The sequence below is a fragment of the Mycobacterium mantenii genome, assembly GCF_010731775.1.
Lineage (GTDB): Bacteria > Actinomycetota > Actinomycetes > Mycobacteriales > Mycobacteriaceae > Mycobacterium > Mycobacterium mantenii.
The window spans coordinates 2,289,996-2,313,070 of the sequence record NZ_AP022590.1; the positions used below are offsets into that span (position 1 = coordinate 2,289,996).

Genomic DNA, 23,075 nt, shown 5'->3' on the forward strand with positions numbered 1-23,075 from the left:
TCACATGCGCGTCGTGGTAGACCGTGATCGCTGTGAGGGCAACGCGTTCTGCGTGAATATCGCGCCGGAGGTGTTCCAACTCGATGACGACGAGTACGCCGTGGTCATCACCGACCCCGTCCCCGTCGAGCAGGAGACGCTGGTCGAGCAGGCGATCGAAGCCTGCCCTCGCGCGGCGTTATCCCGCGCAGACTAGCATTCGGCTGACGCTGAGTCTGCTGCGTCACAACGGATTTCGAGCTGCCTGTCTGAAGTAGCGGTTGCCTACCGCTTGGTCAGGCGCAGCCGCCAGGCCTCCGGCCCGCGCTGCTCGTACTGAATTTCGAGCTGGCCCGAGGTGCGGTGGTCGAGTTGGTGCAAAAGCGGGATTGGATCATGGGGAGCCACCAGCACCAGCGTGCCGCCGACCGGAACGGCGTCGAACGCGCCGAACACGGTGGCATGCCGGATCGAGTGCGGCACGTCGCGAACGTCGAGCACGGGAGTGTCGGTATCGGCTTCGCCACAGCCGCAGGTGTGCGATGGCTCGGCGCCGTTGGTTGGGCGGGCATGACCGAGGAGTTCATGCATCCCGTGGGTCACCTCGACGAGGGAGACCTCCGGATTGCCGGCCACGATCGGCAGGATCCGCTCGTTCTCGTCGGTCAGGTGGGCGTCGAACACCACCCGCAGGGCGTGGCCGGACGCGGCCGCACGCAGCGGTGGCTCGATGCGGATGCGCTCGACGAGTGAGCCGATGATGCGGTGCACCGCGATCATCGATTCGACCAGCGGCCGCGCGCGCTCGGTCCGGGTGGCGGCCGGGTAGAGGCGGTCCTCTTCAGCGGCGGCGTGCGGCAGCAGCTCGCCGGTCAGGAAGGCCAGGGCCGCGGCGCGCGCCGGCTCGAAGTCCGCACCGCGCTCGACCGCCCACAGCATCGCATCGGTGAGCACCGCAAGCTTTCCGGCGAGCTGAGCGTGATGACCCTTGATGGCTTCGACCGCCTCGCCGTCAGCAGCTGTGGACGCGACGATCACATCGTTGGCCAGCATGTTGGTTCCTTCCCGTCGAGTCCAGAAGCTCCGCTGAGCGAATGGTGACTCAATTGCCCTATGTGCCTTGCCCTCTAATTTACTACACTAAATTCCGTGAAAAAAGGCTTGGCCGTCTTGGGGCCCGAACCGACGCCGGTGCTCCGGTCGCCGGTGGCGCTGTCCGGGCAGCGACTGCGGGTGCTCGAGTATGTGCGCGCGCACTCCCCCGTCCGGGTCGCTGACGCCGCCACCGCTCTTGAGCTGCACCCCAACACCGTTCGCGAACACCTCGACGCGGTCGTTGGGCTCGGGCTCGCGGAGCGCTCCACGGCAACCGCACTCGGACGCGGACGTCCGGCGGCGTTGTATCGCGTGTCGGCCGCCGACCCCGCCGTCGCGGTCCGCGATTACGCGGGTCTGGCGACCGCACTGGCCGGTCACCTGGCTCGCACCAGCGCCCACCCCGAGCGCGATGCGCGGGCGGCCGGCATCGAGTGGGGGCGCGAACTCATCGACGAGGGGAATGAGGCCGGCAGCGATCCGCGGCAGTCCGTGCTCGAGGCGCTGACCCGCCTCGGCTTCGCACCCGACCACGAAGAACGCACCCCGGGCGCCCGACGGGGCATCGCGTTGCGCCGCTGCCCGTTGCTGGACGCCGCCCGCCGTTACCCCACCGTCGTCTGTCAGGTCCACCTCGGAATCGTCGCGGGAATGCTGGAGCGGCTAGGCGCCCCCAATGAACGGGGCCTCGATCTCATTCCATTCGCAGAACCCGGCGCCTGCCGCCTGTTTCTGCCCGATCCCGTTGTGCAACATGGTAGCTGATCGAAGAATCCCAGCCCGGGCGCTACTGCTGGTTGCCGGCGGGTTCGCGCTTTTGGCCGGACTCGATGCAGCGCTGGTGCCGCTCGGCCTGCCTGCGCCGATCAAGACGGCGCGGCTGACCGAATGCACGGTGTCTCGGTAGTGCTCGGGTTCGTCGGCACGGTGGTTGCGCTGAAGCTAACCCGGGGAGCGCCTCTGGCTAGACACTGGCAACGAGTGACAGTCCTCGACGACCGCGTATTTGCTTGCGTTGCTTACTGATTGCTACCAGATGTGCCACTGCCAACTCGATTCCGCGGGCCAGTGCGTCGATATCAGCCACGGCGTCGTAGTCGGCGAGGACACCGAAGAACAGATCCTCGGCATAGCTGAGCATTGCCACACCGGTGCGCAATTGCATCGCGATCGGCGGGACCGGAAACACACTGAGCACCCGTCGGCCCATGAGTTGCAGTGGTTGACGAGGGCCCGGGACATTCGTCGCCAAGGTGGTAATGCCGCGCTGCGGTAGCTGGGTCAATAATCGGACGGCCCAGGCGGTCAGGGGAAACGGAATGCGGTTAGCCATCGACACGAATGCGTGACTCGCCTGACGCTGACCGTGAGATTTTGTTCGGTCCAGTCGCGAATGGACAATCCGCAGCCGCTGAAGCGGGTGCTGCTCGTCGACAGGTAGGTACGGAAGCATCACGGAGACGCGGTTGTCCGTCTTATCGAACGCGTCGGCAGACCGCATCGACACCGGCACCAACGCGCGAAGCGCATCCGGCAGAGGTGCTTCCCCCCGTTGGAGGAGGACGTCGCGGTAACTCTCCGTGATAGCGGCGAGCGCAACGTCGTTGATGGTGACATCGAAAGTCCGACATATCTGCGCGATGTCGGCGAGAGGGACCCGCGCGACGCTGTAGCGACGTAAAGTTGTTATCGGCCCGTTCAGCGACGTCGTGGTGGGGCGCAGCAAACCGGCGGCAATTTCTGCAGCACCCAATGCCGTACGGGTGGCGGCCGCCGTGATGGCAGCCGATGCGTTCCACAGGCCCCCCAGCACGCTCAGTGGATTTACATCCCAGAGACTCTGCGAGAGACCTTGCGCCTTAGGCTCTTTGGTGGCGCGGATATCGGTTGCGAAGCTCTCGCCGATGCCGTCGTCGCATAGGCCGGCTAGCATGTGGGTGGCGGCAATTCCGTCGGCCATGCAGTGGTGGATCTTGGTGAGCATTGCCCACCGATTGTCACTGAGGCCTTCGATGATCCAGATTTCCCACAGCGGCCGATCCCGGTCGAGACGCCGAGAAAGCGCATCGGCGGCAATCTGGAATAGCTCTCGGTCGTCTCCGGGCCGTGGTAGGGCGATGTGTCGTACGTGACGGCCGAGATCAAAGTCCGGATCGTCCACCCATTCCGGTGCGCCGAGGTCAAACGGGCGCGTTCGCAGCCGCTGGCCGAACCGGGGGCACGCGCGAACCCGCCGAGCAAGTGTTGCCATCAACGAATCACGGTCCGGGATCGGCCCCTCGATGACCGCCAAACCGCCGATCGCCAAACTCACGTGCCGGTCAGCGTCTTCCGCTTTGAGAAAGCCCGCATCAAGGGTTGTCAATTGATCCATGACCGCACCTCCCAACTTTATATGCAACTAGTAGTAACACCATTTACGCCTGCGCTGCGGGCGCGACAGCAGGGCCAAAAGTCCCCAAGCCGAGCGGCCCGGCACCCGGCCGGATAACAGCGCGGAAATCTGCCCCAGCACTCTCAGGCATGGGACGAAAGACGTTTTGGCACTGTCGGTTAGCGCTTAGATGCATGCGCTCCGACGGGCTTGGAACCATCCTGATCATCTGCCCAAGTGCCCTCTCGTAAGTTGCCCAACCACCTATTTAACGGATATTATTCATTAAAATACCTCCCGGCGCAAGCAAATACCTCCCGGCGCAAGCAAATACCTCCCGGCGCAAGCGGCTTAACCGCCGGCTCGCCCGAGTGAGCGGGATGGTTGAAGGTCGTACGCCTGCTCGCCCGGCTCTCGATTGTCGAAGAGGCGGAAGTTGTGAACTTCGTCGGCGACGGTGATCGCACCGCACGCCACAGTCACCACGATCATCCGAACTGCCCCGAACCCACCGCTCCTGTGACCTGCACCAGTGCGCGATCGATTCACTAGCATCAACCGCATTCCCTTCGTACGTCTTGCGCCGCGCGCCCGCCTGGCCAAAGTGTTTGGCGCCAGCCAGGAGCCGATGGTGCGCTCGGTGGCAGCCGTGTCATCGCAGCTGGTAGCGTTAACAGCACTGTGAGTTTCGGAGTTGGAATACCGTCACGGTGGCCACGACAACAAGCTGCGTCAGCCATCGTTGCTGCGCTAGCCCTCCTCGCAGCTGTGTTCAGTTGCGGGGCTTTGCGCGCCGAGACGACAACCGATGCGTTGGAGTCCAACGTAGTGACCTCATCGATCGGTCCGGTTTCTGGCCCGACGGCGTTGACCACCGAGTCGGCCCCCGTCCGTCGTGTTGGCGTGGGGTCGACCGTGAACGATGACCAGGCGTTCAAAAGCGGAGGGCTGAAGCGCTTTCGGTCAACCACTGTGGCGCTCTCCACACCCCGCCCGTCCGGATCCGCGGTACCCCCAACGGTCGGGATTCTTCGGTTTCAGCAGCGGGTTGACGCACCCGCTCGCGCGCCGGCGTCAAGCTCCGTCAGCCAGAATCTGTTGATTCGGTTCTGCATCGCCCGGTGCTGATCAAGCGCGGCTTTTACGTCGGCGCGCACCACTGTCGCGGCAGGTTAAACATTAGCCGCCAATAGCTTTCGGGTCCTTGGCATCGGCTGATCCGATCGTCGCGGCTACTGCATCGGTGTGCCCGATGCTGTCCACGCCGACATGGCGCGAGACCAGCGCGCCAGTTCCGCAAAATTCGATTGTCAAGCGGCGAACCGTCCGCGACGTAGCTCACCATGCCGCCATTGCGCGACGCCTTGGCGAATTTCATTTCGTCACGACTGCTTCGACTGCTGACCGGATGTCGTGCGCGCGAAGCCTCCACGGCAACCCGAGGCGACGGCGCAATCAAAGGTCAGCCCAGACGAACAACCAAGAAATTAGGGATAGACATGGATTTTGGCGCTTTACCACCAGAGATCAACTCTGGCCGAATGTACGTGGGGCCTGGGCCCGCCACCTTGCTGGCTGCCGCCGCGGGGTGGGAGTCGCTGGCCGCCGAGCTGACGGACGGCGCCGGCAGCTATCACGCCGTGATCGCGAGTCTCACCGACGAAACCTGGTCGGGGCCGGCATCGATGTCGATGGCGGCGGCGGTCATGCCCTACATAGCGTGGATGACGGCGACCGCCGAGCAGTGCGGGCAGGCCGCGGCGCAGGCAACGGCGGCCGCGGCAGCGTTCGAAACCGCATACGCGATGACGGTGCCGCCTCCCCTGGTGGCGGCCAACCGGGCGCGCCTTCTCGCGTTGATTCAGACCAACATCTTCGGGCAGAACACGCCGGCCATCATGGCGACTGAGGCCGAGTACAGCGAGATGTGGGCCCAGAACGCCACCGCGATGTACAACTACGCGGCCAATTCGGCTTCCGCATCGACACTTTCGCCCGTGCCGTCGCCGCCGCAAACGGCCAATCCGGCGGCCGCCGGCCACCTCGTCGCCATCACCCATGCGGCAGCCCAATCCGGCAGTACCGCACACACATCGGCGACGCAGGTGATCTCCTCGGTGCCCCAGACTCTGCAAAGTCTCTCAACCCCCGGCTCTTCCTCGAGCGGCGGTCTGTCGCAGGCGGCGATGGGCACCGGAGCGTCGCTGGGATCGTCGGGAGCCTCCGCCCCCTTCAGTTCACTGTCGAGTCTGACCGGCGCCTCGGGTAAAGGCGCGACAAAGACCGCAAGCACCGGTGCGGGCGCGGCCTCGGGACTGGCGTCGGCGCTCGCTGCCGCACCCGCAGCGGACGGAGCCGCCGCCGGGCTGGCATCCGAGGCGGCCGGGTACGGCGCCGACGGCGCCGGTTTGATCGCCGACGGCGGTGGAATCGGCATAGACCTCTACGGCCTCGATCTGGATTACCAGGGCTTGGCGCTGGATGAAGCGGGCGCGGGCTCCATTTTGGGGGCCGAGGGTAGCGCCGGGATAGCAGGCATGGGAGGTGCGGGTGCCGCGACCGGTTTGGGAAACCTCGGGCCACTGGCAGGACTGGGTCAAGGTGCGTCGGCGAGCGTGGGCCAAGCCAGTTCGCTCAGCACCTTGTCCGTACCGCCGAGTTGGGCGACGACGGTGTCGTCGGTCGCCCCGCTGCCGGCGCTCAACGGCGGCGCGGCGCCGGGCGGGTGGGCCGTCGCGCCCGGCGCATCACCCGGCACCGCGGTGTCCAAGCTGCCGTTGGGCGGCATGGTCGGTCGCGAGTCCGAGGGTGCGGTTCAGCGCGTCGGCATGCGCGTCTCGCTGATTCCCCATTCGCCGGTGGCCGGGTAGTGCACCGAATCAGTCGCCGTCGTCCAAGGGTGTACAAGCGCGTCGACTCGAAAGGAAAGCGCAATGGCCATAGCCAAGCCGCCCCAGTCAGGGCGGATCTCGCTGGTCGCTCGAAACCCGTTGGGGTTCACCATCAAAGCGCTCACATGCGCTGCCCTGATCATGGTGTTCTGGGCTCTGCAGCCGGTGCCGACGGTTGCCGATCCGAACTCGGGTGGCACTGACGCCAACTCCTTCGGCGGCCTCAGCTGTAGTTGCGGCCCGACCGCCCCGGCCGACGGCGCGACCCGAAAGCAACACATCCGTCGGGGGATACAGCAGGGGCTTTCCGGCGGCCCCCGCGACTAGCGCCCTGGTCCGTCGTCACGGTAGTCGCCCGCTTAAATCCGATTCGGCGGCCCGAAAGGAGGTACGACAAGAGCGGCCTTCAGAGAGCCGCCCCGCGGGCTTGGGAGCGCGCGATGCCTAGTCAACGTGAGCGTTTGGTGCCTGCCTGCTGGCAAACCCATCCATCGGGTATGCACCCGGTGACGAGGAACCGACTCAGTTCCGCGCTCGTCGGCGCCGGCAAATGGTAGTCGGCATGCAGATAGACGAGCGGCTCCTCTTTGAAGTTGTGCCGGTGCAGCTGATCCAGCAACTGATTACAAGTGTCCTTGAGCCGCAGGCTATCTCGTCCATCAGCAAGCAACGGCGCCAAGGTTTCCATCGTCCTCCACAGTTGGCCGTGTTCGCGCATCATCACGAAGATCGGCATCACTATCCCGGTCTCTCGGATCGGAGGGAACACGAAGACCTCCTCCAGGTAGATGTGCCGACGCAGCGCTTCCAACATCGACGTCAGTAGTTCGGGTTGCAAACCGTCGGCACCGAGCTTCTCGATGAAAAGCTCGATTTCAGCGTTGACTTCGCGGTGCTGCCGCATCAAGGCGGCAGATAAAACCTCGCCGGGCATTTTGTGCTCCTCCGCGTCAGCCCGCAGGACGGATACGTCCGCTTTCGTCGAGTTCGGCTTCCAACTCGACCGCGGTGCCGGCTTCGAGGAACCGCGAAACCGGGGCATGGGGTCGCGCTGCTGCGCTGGGCGGCGCCCAGATCCACACTTTCGCCGCTGGTAACGATTACAGGGGAATCCTCGGTCGTCACATCGAGTTGCTCGACTTCGTCTGGGTGACATAGCTTCTGGCGGCGGCTACTAGCAGTTGAGTCTGGCAATGCCCTGGGCGAGCACACCGTGGTGGAGCGGCGCCCCGCCGGCCCGCAAGAGGGCGCCGCCAGCATTGGCCCGACTCTGGCGGCCGATGCGGCTGCGCCGCCCAGAGGTGATGGCGGTAGTCCCGAGCCGCGGATCAATGACCGAAACTTGTCGTACCCGGCTGTCATGATGCCGTTATGTCCTCGACTGCATCGCCTCCGGTGGCAGTGAGCCCTGCCGAGCGTGTTGAGGTGTTGTTCGAGGAGTTGGCGGAGTTGGCCGGTCAACGCAACGCTATTGATGGGCGCATCGTGGAGATCGTCGCCGAGATCGATCGCGACGAGCTCTGCGGCGCCACGGGCGCCCGGTCGGTCCCGGCGTTGGTGGCCTGGAAGCTGGGGTCATCCTCGGCAAACGCCCACACGATCACCACCGTCGCGCGCCGGCTCGAGGCGTTTCCCCGCTGCGCAGCCGGCATGCGGCAAGGTCGGCTGTCACTGGACCAGGTTGGTGTGATCGCCGCACGCGCCGGCGACGGTTCCGATGAGCACTACGCCCAGCTGGCGTCGATCGCCACGGTCAACCAGCTGCGCACCGCGGTCAAGCTGGAACCGCTACCCAAAACCGAGCCCCAGCCGCAACCTGAGCGTTCGATCGCCAAATCCACCAGCGGGGAGTTCACCTGTTGGCGGATCACACTTCCACACCTGGATGCGGCGAAGTTCGACGCCGCCTTGGCGTCTCATCGGGATGCACTGATTGCCGAGTGGAAGCACGATCACGGCGACGGCGCCAGCGATCAAGCACCGCCGTTGCCGAGCACTGGTGAGGCGTTTATGCGCCTGGTCGAGGCCGGATGGGACACCGAGGCCGCCCGCCGGCCACACGGCCATCACACCACGGTGGTGGTGCACGTCGACGTCGAGCAGCGCGCCGCTTCGCTGCATCTGGGTCCGCTGCTGTCCGACGCCCAACGCCAATACCTGACCTGTGACGCCACCTGCGAAGTCTGGTTCGAACGTCACGGCGAAGTCATCGGCGCCGGCCGCGCGACGCGGCTGATTAACCGGCGGCTGCGCCGCGCGCTCGAGCACCGCCACCCCACCTGCGCGGTGCCCGGCTGCGGCGCCACCCGCGGTCTGCACGCCCACCACCTCCGGCACTGGGAAGACGGCGGTGCCACCGAATTGGCCAACCTGGTGCTGGTCTGCCCCTATCACCACCGGGCACACCACCGCGGCTCCATCACCATCGCCGGGCCCGCCGATGATCTCGTCGTCACCGACGGCACCGGACGACCACTGCGCGCAGGATCGCTTGCGCGCCCGCCAAACTTTTCCCCACCCGCCGTCCCACCCTGCCCCGGGCCCACCGGCGAGCGCGCCGACTGGTGGTGGTATCAACCCTTCCAGCCCCAACCACCACCACCCAACTAGGCTGGTTACACCAGTCGGATCACGGGGATCGAACCGAAGCCCAAACAGGTTCGGGCACAAACAGACTCGTTCGCACAACCAGCTGCCATCAGATCTCGACAATCGATAACCAAGGCTGTCAATCCAAACCCGCAACCCTGCCGGCCCGCTACCCGACGATCTTGATCTTCTCCCTCCAGATCCCCGTGGCGCACTACAATGAGAAATCCGCCACGTCGGGTGAGAATTTACTGTCGGTTCTCAAATCACGTGTCATATCGCGTACCTCTGAACTGCTGCGATGCAAGTTGTCTCACGTTGTGTCACCTCTGTTTCGTCTCATATTCGTGTCATTTCTTTACCTGCCGCGCAGCCACGGCGTCGAATCCCCTTGCGATCCCTTCGCCGATCAGCCGAAGCGCGGCTACGTGGCATCGTCAACCGGTTGCCGCGGGCGATAGCCATTTGCCGATCGCAGCGCAATAACCCGACCGACGTACCTCACCATTACCTCCCTCCTGTCAACACATGGACGATCCGGGTGAGTTCAACCCCCTTCGGAGGTGCGCCGGTGAGTAGTGCGTGCTGCAGAATCAAAGCGGGCCCGATGCGCGCAGCCAGCGCGACGTCGGTGGTTGCATCTATTTCGCCGCGCGCCTGAACGTCACGCAGGATAGACTCAATCACCGTCAAGAGGGGGCCAACCACCGCGTCGATGAACATGGCACGCAACTCCGGTTCGTGCATTGTTTGGATCGCGACAAACAGGCCGGGAAACCTGGTTTCGCCCGCCAAAACGTCGCAGTAAGCGGATAGCACCTTCAGCAGGTTGGCCCGAGCTAGGTAGTTGGCGCGCAGCTGCGGTAGCTGCGGCTGTGCCTGGCGTAGCGCTGCGAGCACCAGTGCACGCTTGGTGGGCCACCGGCGATACAGCGCAGCTTTCCCGGTATTCGCCCGCGAAGCGATCCCCTCAATGGTCAGGGCGCCAAAGCCGACGGCGGCGAGCTCGGCCAATGTTGCTTCGTACAGCGCGTGTTCGAGCACTTCACCACGCCGACGCCGCCGTACAACCGAGGTGTGCTTGGACACAACAATATATAGTAGCCAATCGCGTTCCCAAACACCTCAGCCGACTACGGGGAGCGAGTCGCTTCCGTCCGTATCCCTTGCCTGCGCAACAAACGTCTTGCAGATTCTGCATCTGTTTACATATTATGCATATTGATCGCGATCGTAGCGCGGGAGGAAGACGACATGGGCCGAGCTCGTTCGAGCAGTGCGGACATGACAAGTGTTGATGGGCAACTACATTCGACGCGGCTGAATCCCGGTGATCCGGTCTACAACGACACTCTTGAGTTTCTGTACGCCGAGGCGGAGCTGTTAGACGAGAACCGGCTAATCGAGTGGCTTGCGATGCTCGCGGACGAACTGTCGTATCGCATGCCCGTGCGGGTGACGCGCCAGCGTGGCGACGGTGACGACTTCGCGCAAGATGTGACGTTCTTCGACGACGACCTGGCGACGTTGACGCTTCGTGTTCGGCGTCTTACCGAGAGCCCGAACGCGCATGCCGAGATGCCGGCGACCCGCTCGCGGCGATTCGTGACGAACGTGCGGATCGAACAGCTCGGAGATGAGGTGTTTGCTCGCAGCTCGCTGCTGTTATTGGGTAGCCGCTGGGATTCCCACTCATACGAGTTTCTCGCGGCCCGGCGAAACGATGTGATGCGACGCTTCGATGGGGGGCTGAAGCTGGTGCGGCGAGAGATTCTCATCGACCAAACCGTGCCCGAATCGCCGTGCCTGTCGGTGTTCCTTTGACCGTCAACGCAAGCCGCGACAGACAGGTGTTGGAAGGGGACAGTCGTTGAGCGAAACACAGGTAGGCACGGATCGAGACGGGTGTTTGTTGTCGGATGGCACTCGCCTCCAGGACCTCTTCGACCTGGATCGTCGACGACTCTCAGCGAGGGTGTTCTCCGATCCCGAGATCTATGAACTGGAGATGGCGCGGATCTTCGGTCGCTCCTGGTTGTTTGTCGGGTTCGAATCCGAGATCCCCGAACCTGGCGACTACGTTGTGCGGCCGATGGGCGGCGACTCGGTGATCGTCACCAAGGGCAAAGACGGTGCGATCAGCATTCTGCTGAACCGGTGTGCGCACCGCGGCGTGCAGCTGTGCGTGACCGACTGCGGGTCTGCCACCCGACTCCAGTGTCCCTATCACGGCTGGACATACGGCTTGGACGGCCGTTTGCTGGCGATCCCGTCACAGCGCTACTGGATCGCGGGCAAGAAGTCCGAGTATGGACTGCGCACGGCGCGGGTGGCCACTCGCGGTGGCCTCATTTTCGGCACGTGGCAGCAAGACATGCCCGATTTCGAGACCTACCTGGGTGACTTCGCGTTCTATTTCGACTCGATCTTCTGTGCAGTTGACAAGAACCTCGTGGCGATTGGTCCTCCGCAGCGCTGGGCCTTGCCGTTCGACTGGAAGATCGGTACCGAAAACTCGCTCGGCGACGGTTACCACTTGCAGGCCACTCACAAATCGCTCGTTGACATCGGCTTGCTTCCGGTGCTTGCGCAGAGTTTGGAGGGGATCATCGGTGCTGACCCGCGCTGGGGGCACGGGTTCTTGGCGCCGATGGCGCCCGAACGTCCGTCCCTGGAAGCCGCCCTACACTGGCTCCCCGCAGCGGTGCTGCCTGAAATTGAGCGGCACTTGTCCGCGGAACAGCTGACCCTGCTGCGCAATGGGACGGCCACCAACATCGCCACGATCTTTCCCAACACGACCTGGTCGATGGCACCAGGCCTGTTCTTCTTCGTGCGCACGTGGCAACCGGTCGCACCCGGTCAGATCGAAATCTGGACCTGGACGCTCAGCCATCCCGACGCCAGCGAGGAGCAGAAGCGGGCGCGTGACCGGGGACTCAACATGACCTTCGGCCCGACGGGCATGTTCGGCCAAGACGACTTGGTCATCTTCGCGCGCGGACAGCGGGCAGCGCGGGGCACCCTCGGATCCCATGAATTCATGAACTACGGCTACTCCAATGGAGCGCCCGACAAACGGGGCTACCTCTCCGACGACGGAGAGTGGCCCGGACCCGGTGATGTCTGGCTCGGCTTCCCCGGAGACGACCAAATCTGGAACTTCTACATTCGTTGGCTGCACCTCATGACCGGAGGAGACCTGTAAGCCTTCAAATAATTCTCAGATAGCCTCACCACGGCCGTGGTGCTGCCGACGCGATTTGGTCGAAGGCGTGGTCAATCACACGGTTCAAAGGGACTGTCCGTCCGGATTCCTCCCACCAGGAGATGCCCGCGCGCAGGGCGGCCAACACCGCTGCGACCAGCACGCGCGGTGACGGATCCGTCTCGGTGTCGACACCCATGCGTTCAGAGATTGATTTCGCCAGGGATGCTTCGATCTCCACCAGCGCCGCCAGATACTGAGGCAACAGCGCCGGATACCTATTCACAAGTTCGTATCGAAGAGCCCAGCGGCTAAGGATGGCCTCTTGATCTATCCACTCAGTGAACACCGCCCGTAACGCGTTGCGTGGCTTCTCCCGCTTGGGTCGGGCACGCAACGCGGCGTCGAGCTCAGCCAACAACTCTTCGGGGACACCGACAACCGCCTCCTCTTTGCAAGAGAAGTAATTGAAAAACGTGCGTTCCGATACTCCGGCGGCTCGGGCGATGTCTTCCACGGTGACTGAGCCAAGACCCCGGTCGCGCACCAGATCCTGCGCCGCTCGAGCGATCGCACGACTCATCTCACGCTTTAACTGCTGCCGCAACTGCTGCTGCAGGCTCACCGATCTCCTTTGGGCCAGTCCTCGCAATCTGCACCAACGATGAGGGTATCGAAAGCCGCCCGGGGAATATCCGGTCGACCCTCCCGTAGACGGGGGAATCTGCGATCAAAGCCGGACGTCGATCTCCGGCGCCGCTAACGCCGCAGGCCGCCGATGGGTTGCCTGCGCGCAGCGCCAATCCGGTTCTGCAAGAATTCGCCTAGTACGACGGCGCCTTGGTCAAAACACTGCTCACCCGGGGCATCTACGACCAGAATGTCGATCAAACCGTCGGCCATATTTGTCAGATGCTCACGACCGCATGCGCTGCCGTCGGCGAGTAGAGTGCCGATTGCCGCATCGGCACCGCTAGCAAACGTGATAGCGAGCTGCCCCGCCGGTGGCGGCTCCGACTTACCCCATCGACTCTAAATACCCTTGTAGCGCAATATATTTAGCGTGAGGAACCCGGAAAAGAAAACCTCTCTAGTAGAATTTTCGTGTTGGCCCGTGATCGACAGGCTTGGGAATCTGACTCCATGCCTAGCCTCGGCCACCGCTTACAAGTTGACTAAAGTCGTCGCCATGCCCCGCTACAAGCACCCGCAGATGTCGAGTGCGGTATGAGGCAGTCGCATGGACCTAGCTGCAGGGCGATCCGCGATCCGCTTACCCGCGCTTACCGCCACGTAGGACTTCAGCCATGAAGCATCGCAAGTCGCTGGCCGCCTTAGCCATCGCCGCCGCCGTCGGCGGAACCACCCAGATCTCAGCACCGCGTGCGCATGCAGCGCCGGCACCCGAGGTGGAGTATTTCTATGACGTCACGGTGCGTCGCCATTATGGCTTTCCAGCCTCTACCGACGCGCTGAGCTACGGTCACGGAATCTGCGACAAGGTCGGTCAAGGCGAAGGCTACGGCCAGATGATGGATGACGTAAAAAGTGACGTGACACCCAGCGACTGGTTCGCCGCCAATTATTTGGTCTCGTATGCGGTTAATCTGCTGTGCCCTGACCTGATCTGGCAACTGCGGAACTCGGCGGCTGGCTACCGCCCGCCGGGCGGAGTAACTGCGCCTGATACCTATTACTGAAGCCGACTTCGCAATCAATCAGGCGCTTCCCGCCTGACACCCGCGGGAAGTTGTGTCGCCACTTCTTTAACAAACGCCTCCGCTGCCAGAATCGCTCGAAACTCATCACGGTCCTCTTCGGGCACACCGAGCAAATCGGCGATCACCAGCGTAGCGAACGGCTTGGCGTACTCCGCCAAGAATTCGCACTCGCCGTTTGCGATAAACTCGTCGAGCTGGCGATCCACCAGCTGCCACATGAACTCCTCGTTCTCCTTCAACCGCTTGGGCGTCAACATCCGGCTCAGCACAGACCGTGCGCGATCATGCGCCGGCGGATCCATGGTGACCAGGTGCTCGAAAATCGGAAAACTCGTGTCGGTGCGCCTCGATTGGGAGCTGATGTCGTGGCCAGAAGGTTCGAACGGCAGCGGACGGAACGGCCCTCCGATGGCGTTGCACGCCGAGAAAGCGTCCGTATCTTTCAGCGCGGCTATCACTTCCGGGTAGCCGGTCACGGCGACGACGCCGTGGTGGGGTTCGCGAAAGACCGTGTGCTGGCTCGCAGATACTCAAAGTACTCGTAGGGGTCCTGAGCGACCAGTTGGTCAAAGAAATAGTCGACCGCCGCCAGATCCGTCATATGCTTGCCAATCTTTCGCAGCACCTCGGATGACCAGCTGGCGCTTTCCTAGCTTAAGTGATTTAAGCTAGGGTGGGCAAGGCATTGGCCAGGCGCTTTGAGGGCAGGGCGACGCCGAGTGGTCAGTCGGTCTCCAAAGGGGGTTAGCGCAGATGACAGGGACTTTCGTCATCTTCAATGCAAATGGGTCTTTGGCTCGTCAACAGTTCGCGGTAGGGCGCTCGTCAGACATCGAGGACGGCCCTGCGGCGGTACGCCTGTTGGGGCGCGACCTTGTGCTATGGCGCAGCCCCAGCGGCGTGGTCGTTGCCGCTCCCGACCAATGCACGCACAGCAGGGGAATACTGAGCCATGGCGAGGTCATAGACGGCCGTCTAGTGTGTCCCAAGCACGGTTGGACGTTCGGCGACGTAGGTCGGTGTGTGGCTAAACCGTCGAATATGCCGATCACGGACAAGGCGCATCTAAGGCCCTACCCCTGCACCGAGCGATACGGGTTGATCTGGGTATCTCTCAGCGAGCCCGCGGCCCCAATCACCGATGTGGCGTGGGATGGCGACAGACGCTACCGTCGGATTCACGCTGGTGTGTCGGAGTGGCGGTCCAACCCGATACAGATCGTCGAGAACCTTCTGGCCGACCCCGATTTACCGTTCACCGATGTCACCGCGGATGTGCCGTTTTGCGTCCGGAGCACGTTGACGTCAGCGGATGGAGCACAGCATCATCGCCTGTTGTCCTTAGCCCCCATTGATAACCGCTCAACGCTGGTCGCCTCGGTGATATGGACCAGCAGCGCAGACGGGGACGACGCGAAGGCCACCGGCACTGCGATGGCTGACTTGGCCCAACTGAAATCGAAAACCGAAACAGGCGGGGTGGCACTGCCAATCGTCGAGACCTCCGAGGAGGACACCATCGTCGCCGACTGGAGGCGGCGCCTGGTAGCCGCCTTGTAGCCGGATCGCTTATTCACTCAACGCCCCGATGCTTGCATTAGCCCCGTCGACAACGCCCGCAGCCAGGGTGCAGCTCCCGTGCGGCCCAGGGTCGCTATCCGACTGTGCTAGATATCGACGAGGCCACCGTCTTCCACTCCCCCGGACACGCCTCTACTCCGGTGACGCGGTCGAGCAGGGTGCCCGCATCGGGGAGGTGATCGCCTCGCCAACTGACGTGCTGGTCCGGGCGAACGAGAAGTAGCGGGGCGGAAAGAAGGTCAGCAGCGCCCGGTTCGTCGACGGTCACCACCTCGAGAGGAAGGCCTCGTCGAGCTGCAGCGTCGATGATCCCGCCAATCCCGGCGCCAGCGCCGGCGCCGAGGACGAGCAAGGTAAAACCGGGTCCGAGGACGTCGTAGAGGGCCCGGCCGTCGCGCAGCCAGAGGTGCGGGAGCCGGCATCCCGGTGTGGTCGATGGGGTGTAGGAGCCGATCTCGAAAGGCGGAGGTTTGCTTCCGTCCGGCCAAACGATGGGTGAGTCTGCATAGTCGATCCCGAAGTTGAGGCCTGTGCAGTCGAATTGGCTTCTGTCCTGCGCCGTGATGAGCTCACCGATGCGCCGACGTTCCTCCCGGCCTTCCGGGGTGTCGTCCGCGCAGATGGGCCCGACCCGGAGTAGCTCCCTGCTCTGCTTGAACCCCGAAATAATGGCGCGCGCGACGCGTTCGCCGATGGGCCGGCGCTCAATTTCGTAGCTGTCGAGTAATGAGTCTGGAGCCCAACCGTTGAGCACGGCCCACACCTTCCAGGAGAGGTCGATGGCATCGCCGATCCCGGTGTTCATTCCAAACCCGGCGTAGGGGGTCCACAGGTGGGCGGCGTCTCCGGCCAAAAAGGCGCGGCGATCTCGGTAGCGTTCGGCGACGATGGCCTGACCGGCCCAGCGGGTGTCGGCCAGGATCTCGAACTCAACCGGTCCGCCGACGATCCGGCTGAGAACCTCGGACTGATCGACGGGCTTGTCCGGTTGATCGGCGGGGAGCGCCACGTGGATGAGGAATGTTTCGACGCCGTCGACTGCAATTACGGTATAGGTGCCTTCGTGGTTCCGCACCAAAGCCATCCAGACGCGGTCGGGGCTGGATGCCGCGAGCTCCCGGGAGCGGACATACATCGAGTACTGGTGGTGATTCAGCGCTGTGTCTCCCACGAGCGACACCCCCATCGCTCGCCGCACGGTGCTCGACCCCCCGTCGCAGCCGACTATGTAACGGGCCTGCTCGCGCGTGCGACGACCTGTGGCCTTCTCCAGCAGGTCGACCTCGACGTGGTCGTCCAACTGGTGGTAGCCCTCGAGACGCACACCTCGCAGCAGGTCGATGCCGGCCAGTTCACCTAGACGCTCTTCCAGGATGGGCTCGAAGTGCAGCTGGTTGACCTTGTGGTTGGGTTCGGCCGTGGGCCAGAAGTCGCTTTTCCAAGAGCCGTCAAGCACCTCCCGGGACGGGGGGTAGGAGAAGCGGCAGTATTCCGGACCCCCGTAACGCACCCGGTAGACGACGTCGGTGGGATGGCCGGGCGGCAGCCCGGCGCGACGGATCTGGTCAGCGATGCCAAGTCGTCGGTAGTGCTCCATCGTCCGGGCCGCGACGTTGTTGCAGCGGGGATACCCCACCGGGCCCTCACGAGGATCGACTACGAGAGCGGTGACACCTCGCCACGCCAGATCGAGACCAAGGGTCATGCCCACTGGTCCGGCCCCAGCCACTACCACGTCGTACATCGGATGCCTCTCATCGACGTCGCATCATGACGCTCAAACTCGTGACCTCCATGCGCAATCCTGCAGCGACGGAATCTGCACTTCTCTCGCATCGCCGTCTCGCTGCCCTGGCGGTGCGGCATCGCGATCAGGGCTGCAGAATCAGGGGCAGGTGATCCAAGCCGCGCATGAGCTGCGCGGGGGGGCGGACCACCCCGGTTTCATCGATCTCGTATGTCGGAAAACGGGCGAGCAACTCTTCGAAAGCCACCTGGGCCTCCAGGCGGGCCAGGTTGGCACCCAGGCAGCGGTGGATCCCGAAGCCGAAGACTACTGGTCGGTGGAACACCCGGTGAATGTCGAACAACTCCGGGTTCTCGTAACACCGCTCGTCATGGTTGGCCGAGGCGTGGTAGAGCATTACGCGGGAGTCCTTGGGAATGGTCACGCCGTGGAGCTCCACGTCCTTGGTGGTCCACCGCCCATTCGGCGGAGCGGGGTTGTCCCAGCGCAGCATTTCGTCGACCGCCGCCGGGATGAGGCTCGGATCCCGCACCAGTGCGGCTCGCTGCTCAGGATGCCACCACAGCGCGATGGCACCGTTGCCGATCAGGCCCGTGACCGTCTCGTGACCGGCGTTCGCCAACAGCTGGAACTGCATGGTGATCAGGTCGTCGTTGAGCCGTCGGGTGTTGCCGGATTCGTCGGCGACCTCCGCGGTGATCAACATCGAGATGATGTCTTCACGGGGCTGCTTGCGTCTTTCGACCACCAGATCCTGCAGGAGAGCCAGCGACTCGATTATCGCAGCAATCGCATCCTCTGTCGGCCCGCTGCCGTTCACCGGATCCCATTGCCGCGCACCAGCGCGATGGGCGAGATGTCGGTAAGGCTCGCGTAACTCTGCGGGAAGGCCGATGAGCTCGCTGATGACGTCGAGCGGAAACCGCCAGGCGAATCTCTCCATGATGTCGAACCGCTGCCGGCCTACCGCCGCGTCCAGGTACTGCGAGGCGATCCGCCGCATGAATGGCTTCAATTCGGCCACCCGGCGGGGGGTGAATAAACGGGAAAAGAGCTTCCGCAACCAGGTGTGATCCGGGGGGTCTGTAGAGATCAGGAATGGAAGGCCCCTGTCTGCGCCTTCGATCGTGACCCCGTTGCCGGAAATGAACGTCGTCGGGTCAAGAAAGGCTGCAAGTACATCGTCATACCGGGTCAGAGCATAAAAATTGAGCTCCCGGTTGTAGTAGACAGGCGCCTCATCGCGCATCCGTTTGAAGCACGGATACGGATTGTGCTGGAGCTCGGGGTCGTACGGATTGAATTCCACAGGCGCGGGGCTCGCACCACCTCCGCCGGTCTGCAGTGTTCCCTGCGTCATCGGTCAAAACCCCTTCTTTCGAGCTGGCTTAACAATACTAAGTTTCCTTAAGGATGTTAACGTCAGCGACGATCTGCTTCCGCGGTGACGAGACTAAGCCGAGTCGGACGAGGAACTAATACTTGACGTCACTAACTGCAGGAACGGACGGTAGAGATCTTCGCCGTCGACGAAGCTGTTGAGAGTGACGCCGTCGTTCGTCGCGAGAATCACCCGGGCGAGGTCCGCCGCCGACATGCGCAGCGTGGCGCCGATCCGTGCGGCGTTGGTACTGATGTAGTCGGCCAGCCATTCGCGAGTCTCGAGCCGCTTTACGGCGACGCGCCTACGCACTTCTGGGTTGCGCAGCAAGAACAGCGTGAACTCGTACTCCAATGAGGTCGGCATAGCCCTCAAGGGACCGCCGCCGATAGCGTTCGATGACCGCCAGGAGCAGTTCCTCTCTGCTGCCGAATCGGCTATAGATCGCACCCCGGGTGTAGCCGGCCGCATCTGCGATGTCGCCTAACGACGCATTGCCTAGGCGCTTTGCGCGACTAGGTCTCGGCGGCGTCAAGCAACAGGTCGCGGGTGTGCTGCAGGCGTCGTTCCCTGGCCCAACGTTCCATCATCGCGCAGTCCTCTCAGGCGATCTGCTGAGGTGATTCTCGCTGCGCGCGCCGAGCACGAGTGAATAAGCCGTATGTCCGTCGAACGGGCCCTATGACACAGCGACATCCGCTTCTCTCGCACCGTTGTCACTTGGGGCGGTCCCGTTCGGCGCAATGGGAGTCGGCGCCGAACACCGCCCCGCTCCGATGCCGGCAATTTCAATACATCGTTGCATCTCTAATACATCGCCGTATAGTAGTGATGCCGATCACAGCCTTTGACGCACGCATCGCTTCCCGTGGAGGAGGCCATTTATGACATCGACCATCAGGCCCGGGGAATGGGTCAGTACGGGAACGGGCCTCGCGGACATCGAACCCGGTACTTACAACATGCGTATCGGGACCGACCGCTACACGTCCCGCGAAATCCAGCAACGCGAGCGGGAAGCGATCTGGATGCGGGTGTGGCAGGTTGCCGGCCGGGTCGACGAGCTGCCGACTGCCGGCGACTGGAAGGTCTATCAGATCTTCGACCAGTCCTACGTCATCGTGCATGGCAAGGACGGCCAATTCCGCGGCTTCGTGAATGCCTGCAGGCACCGGGGAAACATGTTGTGCCAGGGCACCGGCAACGCGAAACGCGGATTCCTGTGCCCGTATCACCTGTGGTCGTATGACCTCGATGGAAAACTGCGCGGCCTTCTGCACGAGGAGTTTGCCGGCGAGGTCAACAAAGACGAAAACTCGCTCTTACAGGTACCGGTCGACATGTTTGCGGGGTTCATTTTCATCAACCCCGACCCGAACGCTGCGCCGCTGGACGAATTCATCGGTACCGAGGTAGCCGACCTCTTAGCGCCCTACCATCTTGAGCGGATGGTCACGGTGATGAATATCCTTGAGCCCTTGGACTGCAACTGGAAAGTCGTCATGGACGCCTTCGAAGAGGGCTACCACATCGACGGCATCCATCCACAGCTGCTGCGCGTGATCGTGATAGACCCGGCAACCATGCGATACCGGTTCTTCACCGACCACTGCGTCGCAGTGGCCCCCTTTGACGTCCCAGGGGCCACCCCGGAACAGCAGGTCGAGGGGATCATGGAACTTCCCGAGACATTCCCCGGGACAGTCGCGGTCCTACCTCGTTTTGAGGAACTCGTCAACAGTTATCGCACCTCCCACGGGTCACTGGATTTCCCCGGTGGCGTCACTGCTCGCACGCTGCTGCAGCAGGCCACCCGAGACACCTTGACCGGCATGGGATTAGACGTCAGCGGGCTGACCGACGACCAGATGAGCGACAACCAGGCGTGGGTGTTGTTCCCGAATTTCATGATGACGATTCGCGCCGGTGAATGCCACGTCATCATGGCTGTCCCACATCCCGACGGCGACCCCAACCGATGCATCTGGCACGTGAGCAGCCACATGTATCTGCCCCCAGAACACCGTGACGCGTTCACGGTCGGCTTGACCGAGGTCCAGGAACCAGGCAGCTACAAGTACTTCGAGGCGCTGCAACAGGATTATGACCAGATGCCGCGCCAACAGCTGGGCCTGCGCAACAAGCGACTCGACCACATCTCATTGGTGCAAGAAGAAGTCGTCCTTGCCCATTATCACTCCGTCGTGGACAGGTACCTGGCCAACGGCGCCCTGCCATAGGCCGGTCGACACGCTCGAGTGTCGCGGCCTTTGGGGTAACTGGCGCATGTGCCGAAGTACTCGAGAGTTATGTCAAAAGATGTTCGTGACAGTGTAATTGGCACGAAGGAAGGGCGGCTGATGGTCTTGCAGGACATTGGAGAGGTGATCGACAGCTATTCTGGTCGGCGCCGTGCCGTTCTGGAATACAGCGTGGTCATCAAACGTCTGGTCGACGAGGCGAAATGTCCCGGCTTCTCAATAGAGACCTGGAAACCGCTGGCCGACCTGGTCGCTGTCGACGTGTTCGAGCGCGTTGGCCCCTTCAAGGACGTTATGAACTGGAACGAATATATGAAATTCCTTGCGAATTGGGCCGCTTCGTCGGAGTGGGGCTGCTCATTTCGGCGCATCACAGAAGTATCAGACTTGGTGTTCCTCGAGCTCGAGGAACGTAACAAGTTGGGCGACTTCACCAACGTCGTGAATTCGTTGTCGGTGTACGAGTTCACCGACGCGGGCAAGATCCGACACATCGACCTCTACCTACAGATGGAGCTGCCTCAAGGCGACATGCTGAAAAGCATTGAGGATGCCAATACTTCGGAGTGAACGTCATCGATGGCGATCTTGTTCATCGAATAAGCGGGCTTTTGCACGACCGGATTTTACGTAGCACGTGTGCGGTGCCCGCCGGCTGAGAAAAGGACCAAATCCTCGCAGGCAGAGCCAACAACCAAAGTGTCGGCAGGTTGAGGGCGAGCGACGCCCACCGCAACGGATGCAGCGGGCGTCGCTGTACCTCGTGCAACTTCCTGATGTATCTCGTCGCCGAGGAGCTGACGCCGGTCGCTTATATCAAGTACTTGACTAGGACATTAGCGTCGAGCTAACTTAGCCCCATCACTTTGTCGATATCCGGGCGGCCACCATGTCTCGCCGCCGACAGTCCATCGGCCAGCCCCGGTTGGAAGGCGTTCATAGATGAGCAATTTCGACTCGATCGACTTTTTCACCGACGCGTCTTTGGTCCCCGATCCCTACCCGTACTTCGACTACCTGCGCAGCCAGAATCCAGTGCTGCGGCTGCCGCACTACAACGTCGTCGCGGTCACCGGCTGGGAAGAAGCCAACGCGGTTTACAAAGACCCTGACACCTTCTCCAACTGTGTCGCGCTCGGCGGGCCGTTCCCCCCGCTACCTTTCGAAGTCAACTGCGACGACCTCAGTTCCCTGATTGATGCGCATCGCGACCAGTTTCCCATGTTCGAGCACATGGTCACGATGGACCCGCCGGAGCACACCCGGGCGCGGTCGTTGCTGAGCCGGCTGCTGACACCCAGCAGGCTGAAAGAAAATGAAGACTTCATGTGGCGCCTCGCCGACCGCCAACTCGAGGAATTCCTCGACAACGGCGAGTGCGAATTCATCGCCGAGTATTCAAAACCGTTCGCCACCTTGGTGATCGCCGACCTGCTAGGTGTCCCCGAGGAAGACCATAAGGATTTCCGCGTCGTGCTCGACGGCGATCATCCAGGCAAAGCGGTGGGGGCGCTCGATCACCAGGCGCTCGGCATCAATCCATTGGAATGGCTCGACGAAAAGTTCTGCGCCTACATCGAAGACAGGCGTAGAACACCCCGCGACGACGTGCTGACCTCGTTGGCCACCGCGAAGTATCCGGACGGCTCCACGCCCGAGGTAATCGAAATCGTCCGCTCGGCAACCTTCCTGTTCGCCGCCGGGCAGGAAACCACCACCAAGCTGCTCTCTACCGCGCTACAAGTGCTCGGCGACAGGCCGGATATTCAGCAGAAGCTGCGGCAGGATCGCAGCCTGATTCCCGGGTTCATCGAGGAATCGTTGCGGATGCAAAGCCCCGTCAAAAGTGACTCGAGGCTGGCCCGCAAATCCACCAGAGTGGCCGGAGTTGACATCCCTGCCGGCACCATCGTGATGGTGTTGCCGGGTGCGGTCAACCGTGATCCGCGCCGGTTCGAGAACCCACACGAGTTCCGGCTCGACCGCGCCAACGTCCGCGAGCACATGGCGTTTGCCCGCGGGGTGCACTCTTGCCCCGGCGCACCGCTGGCCCGGGTGGAGGGCCGCGTCTCAATCGAGCGCATCCTGGACCGAATGTCAGACATCGGCATCAGCGAGGCCAAACACGGGCCGGCCGGAGAGCGGCGGTACACGTTCGAACCCACCTACATACTGCGCGGATTATCCGAACTCCACCTCACCTTCACTGCGGCTCCGTGACTAGCGATATCAAGTCGCGGGCCGCAGT

Annotated in this window: 19 protein-coding genes and 3 pseudogenes; 13 read left to right on the plus strand and 9 right to left on the minus strand. The window is 62.8% G+C overall.

What is annotated here, in order from left to right; all coding sequences use genetic code 11:
- Positions 1-4: 4 nt before the first annotated feature.
- On the plus strand, positions 5-196 hold the full coding sequence (locus tag G6N50_RS10270) for a ferredoxin (protein WP_083095644.1): 192 nt from the start codon (positions 5-7) through the stop codon (positions 194-196).
- 68 nt (positions 197-264) lie between these two features.
- Here G6N50_RS10270 and G6N50_RS10275 read toward each other — a convergent pair whose 3' ends face one another.
- Complete coding sequence (locus G6N50_RS10275; RefSeq protein WP_083095643.1) at positions 265-1,032, minus strand: DUF2249 domain-containing protein; 768 nt, start codon at positions 1,030-1,032, stop codon at positions 265-267.
- 96 nt (positions 1,033-1,128) lie between these two features.
- Between G6N50_RS10275 and G6N50_RS10280 the strand changes: the two genes are divergently transcribed.
- Positions 1,129-1,839 carry a helix-turn-helix transcriptional regulator gene (locus G6N50_RS10280; RefSeq protein WP_083095642.1) on the plus strand — a complete coding sequence of 237 codons (711 nt, stop codon included), beginning with the start codon at positions 1,129-1,131 and terminating at the stop codon, positions 1,837-1,839.
- Between the two features lie 199 nt (positions 1,840-2,038).
- On the opposite strand, the gene G6N50_RS10285 is transcribed toward G6N50_RS10280, so the two are convergent.
- Positions 2,039-3,448, minus strand: a complete 1,410-nt coding sequence (locus G6N50_RS10285; protein WP_083095641.1) for a WS/DGAT/MGAT family O-acyltransferase — start codon at positions 3,446-3,448, stop codon at positions 2,039-2,041.
- Between the two features lie 1,499 nt (positions 3,449-4,947).
- Here G6N50_RS10285 and G6N50_RS10290 point away from each other — a divergent pair.
- Both G6N50_RS10290 and G6N50_RS10295 read left to right on the plus strand, forming a co-directional pair.
- The gene (locus tag G6N50_RS10290; protein WP_083095640.1) at positions 4,948-6,318 is read left to right on the plus strand and encodes a PPE family protein; all 1,371 of its coding nucleotides are present in this window, start codon (positions 4,948-4,950) and stop codon (positions 6,316-6,318) included.
- 63 nt (positions 6,319-6,381) lie between these two features.
- Positions 6,382-6,666: a hypothetical protein gene (locus G6N50_RS10295; RefSeq protein ID WP_083095639.1), complete on the plus strand. Its 285-nt coding sequence runs from the start codon at positions 6,382-6,384 to the stop codon at positions 6,664-6,666.
- Positions 6,667-6,787: 121 nt separating this feature from the next.
- Here the strand turns inward: G6N50_RS10295 and G6N50_RS10300 are convergent, their stop codons facing one another.
- The gene (locus G6N50_RS10300; RefSeq protein ID WP_083095638.1) at positions 6,788-7,273 is read right to left on the minus strand and encodes a hemerythrin domain-containing protein; all 486 of its coding nucleotides are present in this window, start codon (positions 7,271-7,273) and stop codon (positions 6,788-6,790) included.
- A 437-nt stretch (positions 7,274-7,710) separates the two neighbouring features.
- On the opposite strand from G6N50_RS10300, the gene G6N50_RS10305 reads away from it, so the two are divergent.
- Entirely contained in the window at positions 7,711-8,949 is a 1,239-nt protein-coding gene (locus tag G6N50_RS10305) for an HNH endonuclease signature motif containing protein (protein ID WP_163650836.1), read from the plus strand.
- Between the two features lie 486 nt (positions 8,950-9,435).
- Here G6N50_RS10305 and G6N50_RS10310 read toward each other — a convergent pair whose 3' ends face one another.
- The gene (locus tag G6N50_RS10310; protein WP_372510018.1) at positions 9,436-10,023 is read right to left on the minus strand and encodes a TetR/AcrR family transcriptional regulator; all 588 of its coding nucleotides are present in this window, start codon (positions 10,021-10,023) and stop codon (positions 9,436-9,438) included.
- 126 nt (positions 10,024-10,149) lie between these two features.
- Here G6N50_RS10310 and G6N50_RS10315 point away from each other — a divergent pair, with 126 nt between their 5' ends.
- The gene (locus G6N50_RS10315; protein WP_142275797.1) at positions 10,150-10,752 is read left to right on the plus strand and encodes an aromatic-ring-hydroxylating dioxygenase subunit beta; all 603 of its coding nucleotides are present in this window, start codon (positions 10,150-10,152) and stop codon (positions 10,750-10,752) included.
- A gap of 151 nt (positions 10,753-10,903) precedes the next feature.
- Positions 10,904-12,136, plus strand: coding sequence for an aromatic ring-hydroxylating oxygenase subunit alpha (locus G6N50_RS10320; RefSeq protein WP_083099720.1), 1,233 nt, complete (start codon positions 10,904-10,906; stop codon positions 12,134-12,136).
- Between the two features lie 25 nt (positions 12,137-12,161).
- Here G6N50_RS10320 and G6N50_RS10325 read toward each other — a convergent pair whose 3' ends face one another.
- Positions 12,162-12,761, minus strand: a complete 600-nt coding sequence (locus G6N50_RS10325; protein WP_083099722.1) for a TetR/AcrR family transcriptional regulator — start codon at positions 12,759-12,761, stop codon at positions 12,162-12,164.
- Positions 12,762-13,443: 682 nt separating this feature from the next.
- On the opposite strand from G6N50_RS10325, the gene G6N50_RS10330 reads away from it, so the two are divergent.
- Positions 13,444-13,836, plus strand: coding sequence for a DUF732 domain-containing protein (locus tag G6N50_RS10330; RefSeq protein WP_083099723.1), 393 nt, complete (start codon positions 13,444-13,446; stop codon positions 13,834-13,836).
- Positions 13,837-13,916: 80 nt separating this feature from the next.
- Here the strand turns inward: G6N50_RS10330 and G6N50_RS10335 are convergent.
- Positions 13,917-14,458: pseudogene (locus G6N50_RS10335) on the minus strand (cytochrome P450); the annotation flags it as partial.
- Between the two features lie 152 nt (positions 14,459-14,610).
- Between G6N50_RS10335 and G6N50_RS30075 the strand changes: the two are divergent.
- Together G6N50_RS30075 and G6N50_RS29320 are read left to right on the plus strand one after the other, a co-directional pair.
- Positions 14,611-14,892 (plus strand): annotated as a pseudogene (locus G6N50_RS30075) (Rieske 2Fe-2S domain-containing protein); the annotation flags it as partial.
- 6 nt (positions 14,893-14,898) lie between these two features.
- On the plus strand, positions 14,899-15,417 hold the full coding sequence (locus G6N50_RS29320; RefSeq protein ID WP_232068930.1) for a hypothetical protein: 519 nt from the start codon (positions 14,899-14,901) through the stop codon (positions 15,415-15,417).
- Between the two features lie 94 nt (positions 15,418-15,511).
- Here the strand turns inward: G6N50_RS29320 and G6N50_RS10345 are convergent, their stop codons facing one another.
- The 3 genes and pseudogenes from G6N50_RS10345 to G6N50_RS10355 all read right to left on the minus strand — a co-directional run bounded on the left by G6N50_RS10345 (position 15,512) and on the right by G6N50_RS10355 (position 19,156).
- Positions 15,512-17,182, minus strand: coding sequence for an FAD-dependent monooxygenase (locus tag G6N50_RS10345; RefSeq protein ID WP_083099726.1), 1,671 nt, complete (start codon positions 17,180-17,182; stop codon positions 15,512-15,514).
- 127 nt (positions 17,183-17,309) lie between these two features.
- Complete coding sequence (locus G6N50_RS10350; protein ID WP_197748062.1) at positions 17,310-18,209, minus strand: cytochrome P450; 900 nt, start codon at positions 18,207-18,209, stop codon at positions 17,310-17,312.
- Between the two features lie 429 nt (positions 18,210-18,638).
- A pseudogene (locus tag G6N50_RS10355) lies at positions 18,639-19,156 on the minus strand (TetR family transcriptional regulator).
- Positions 19,157-19,450: 294 nt separating this feature from the next.
- On the opposite strand from G6N50_RS10355, the gene G6N50_RS10360 reads away from it, so the two are divergent.
- From G6N50_RS10360 to G6N50_RS10370, 3 genes are all read left to right on the plus strand, one after another.
- On the plus strand, positions 19,451-20,806 hold the full coding sequence (locus G6N50_RS10360; protein WP_083099729.1) for an aromatic ring-hydroxylating oxygenase subunit alpha: 1,356 nt from the start codon (positions 19,451-19,453) through the stop codon (positions 20,804-20,806).
- A gap of 120 nt (positions 20,807-20,926) precedes the next feature.
- Positions 20,927-21,397, plus strand: a complete 471-nt coding sequence (locus tag G6N50_RS10365; protein ID WP_083099731.1) for a hypothetical protein — start codon at positions 20,927-20,929, stop codon at positions 21,395-21,397.
- A 372-nt stretch (positions 21,398-21,769) separates the two neighbouring features.
- Positions 21,770-23,047 carry a cytochrome P450 gene (locus tag G6N50_RS10370; RefSeq protein ID WP_083099732.1) on the plus strand — a complete coding sequence of 426 codons (1,278 nt, stop codon included), beginning with the start codon at positions 21,770-21,772 and terminating at the stop codon, positions 23,045-23,047.
- Positions 23,048-23,075 lie beyond the last annotated feature (28 nt).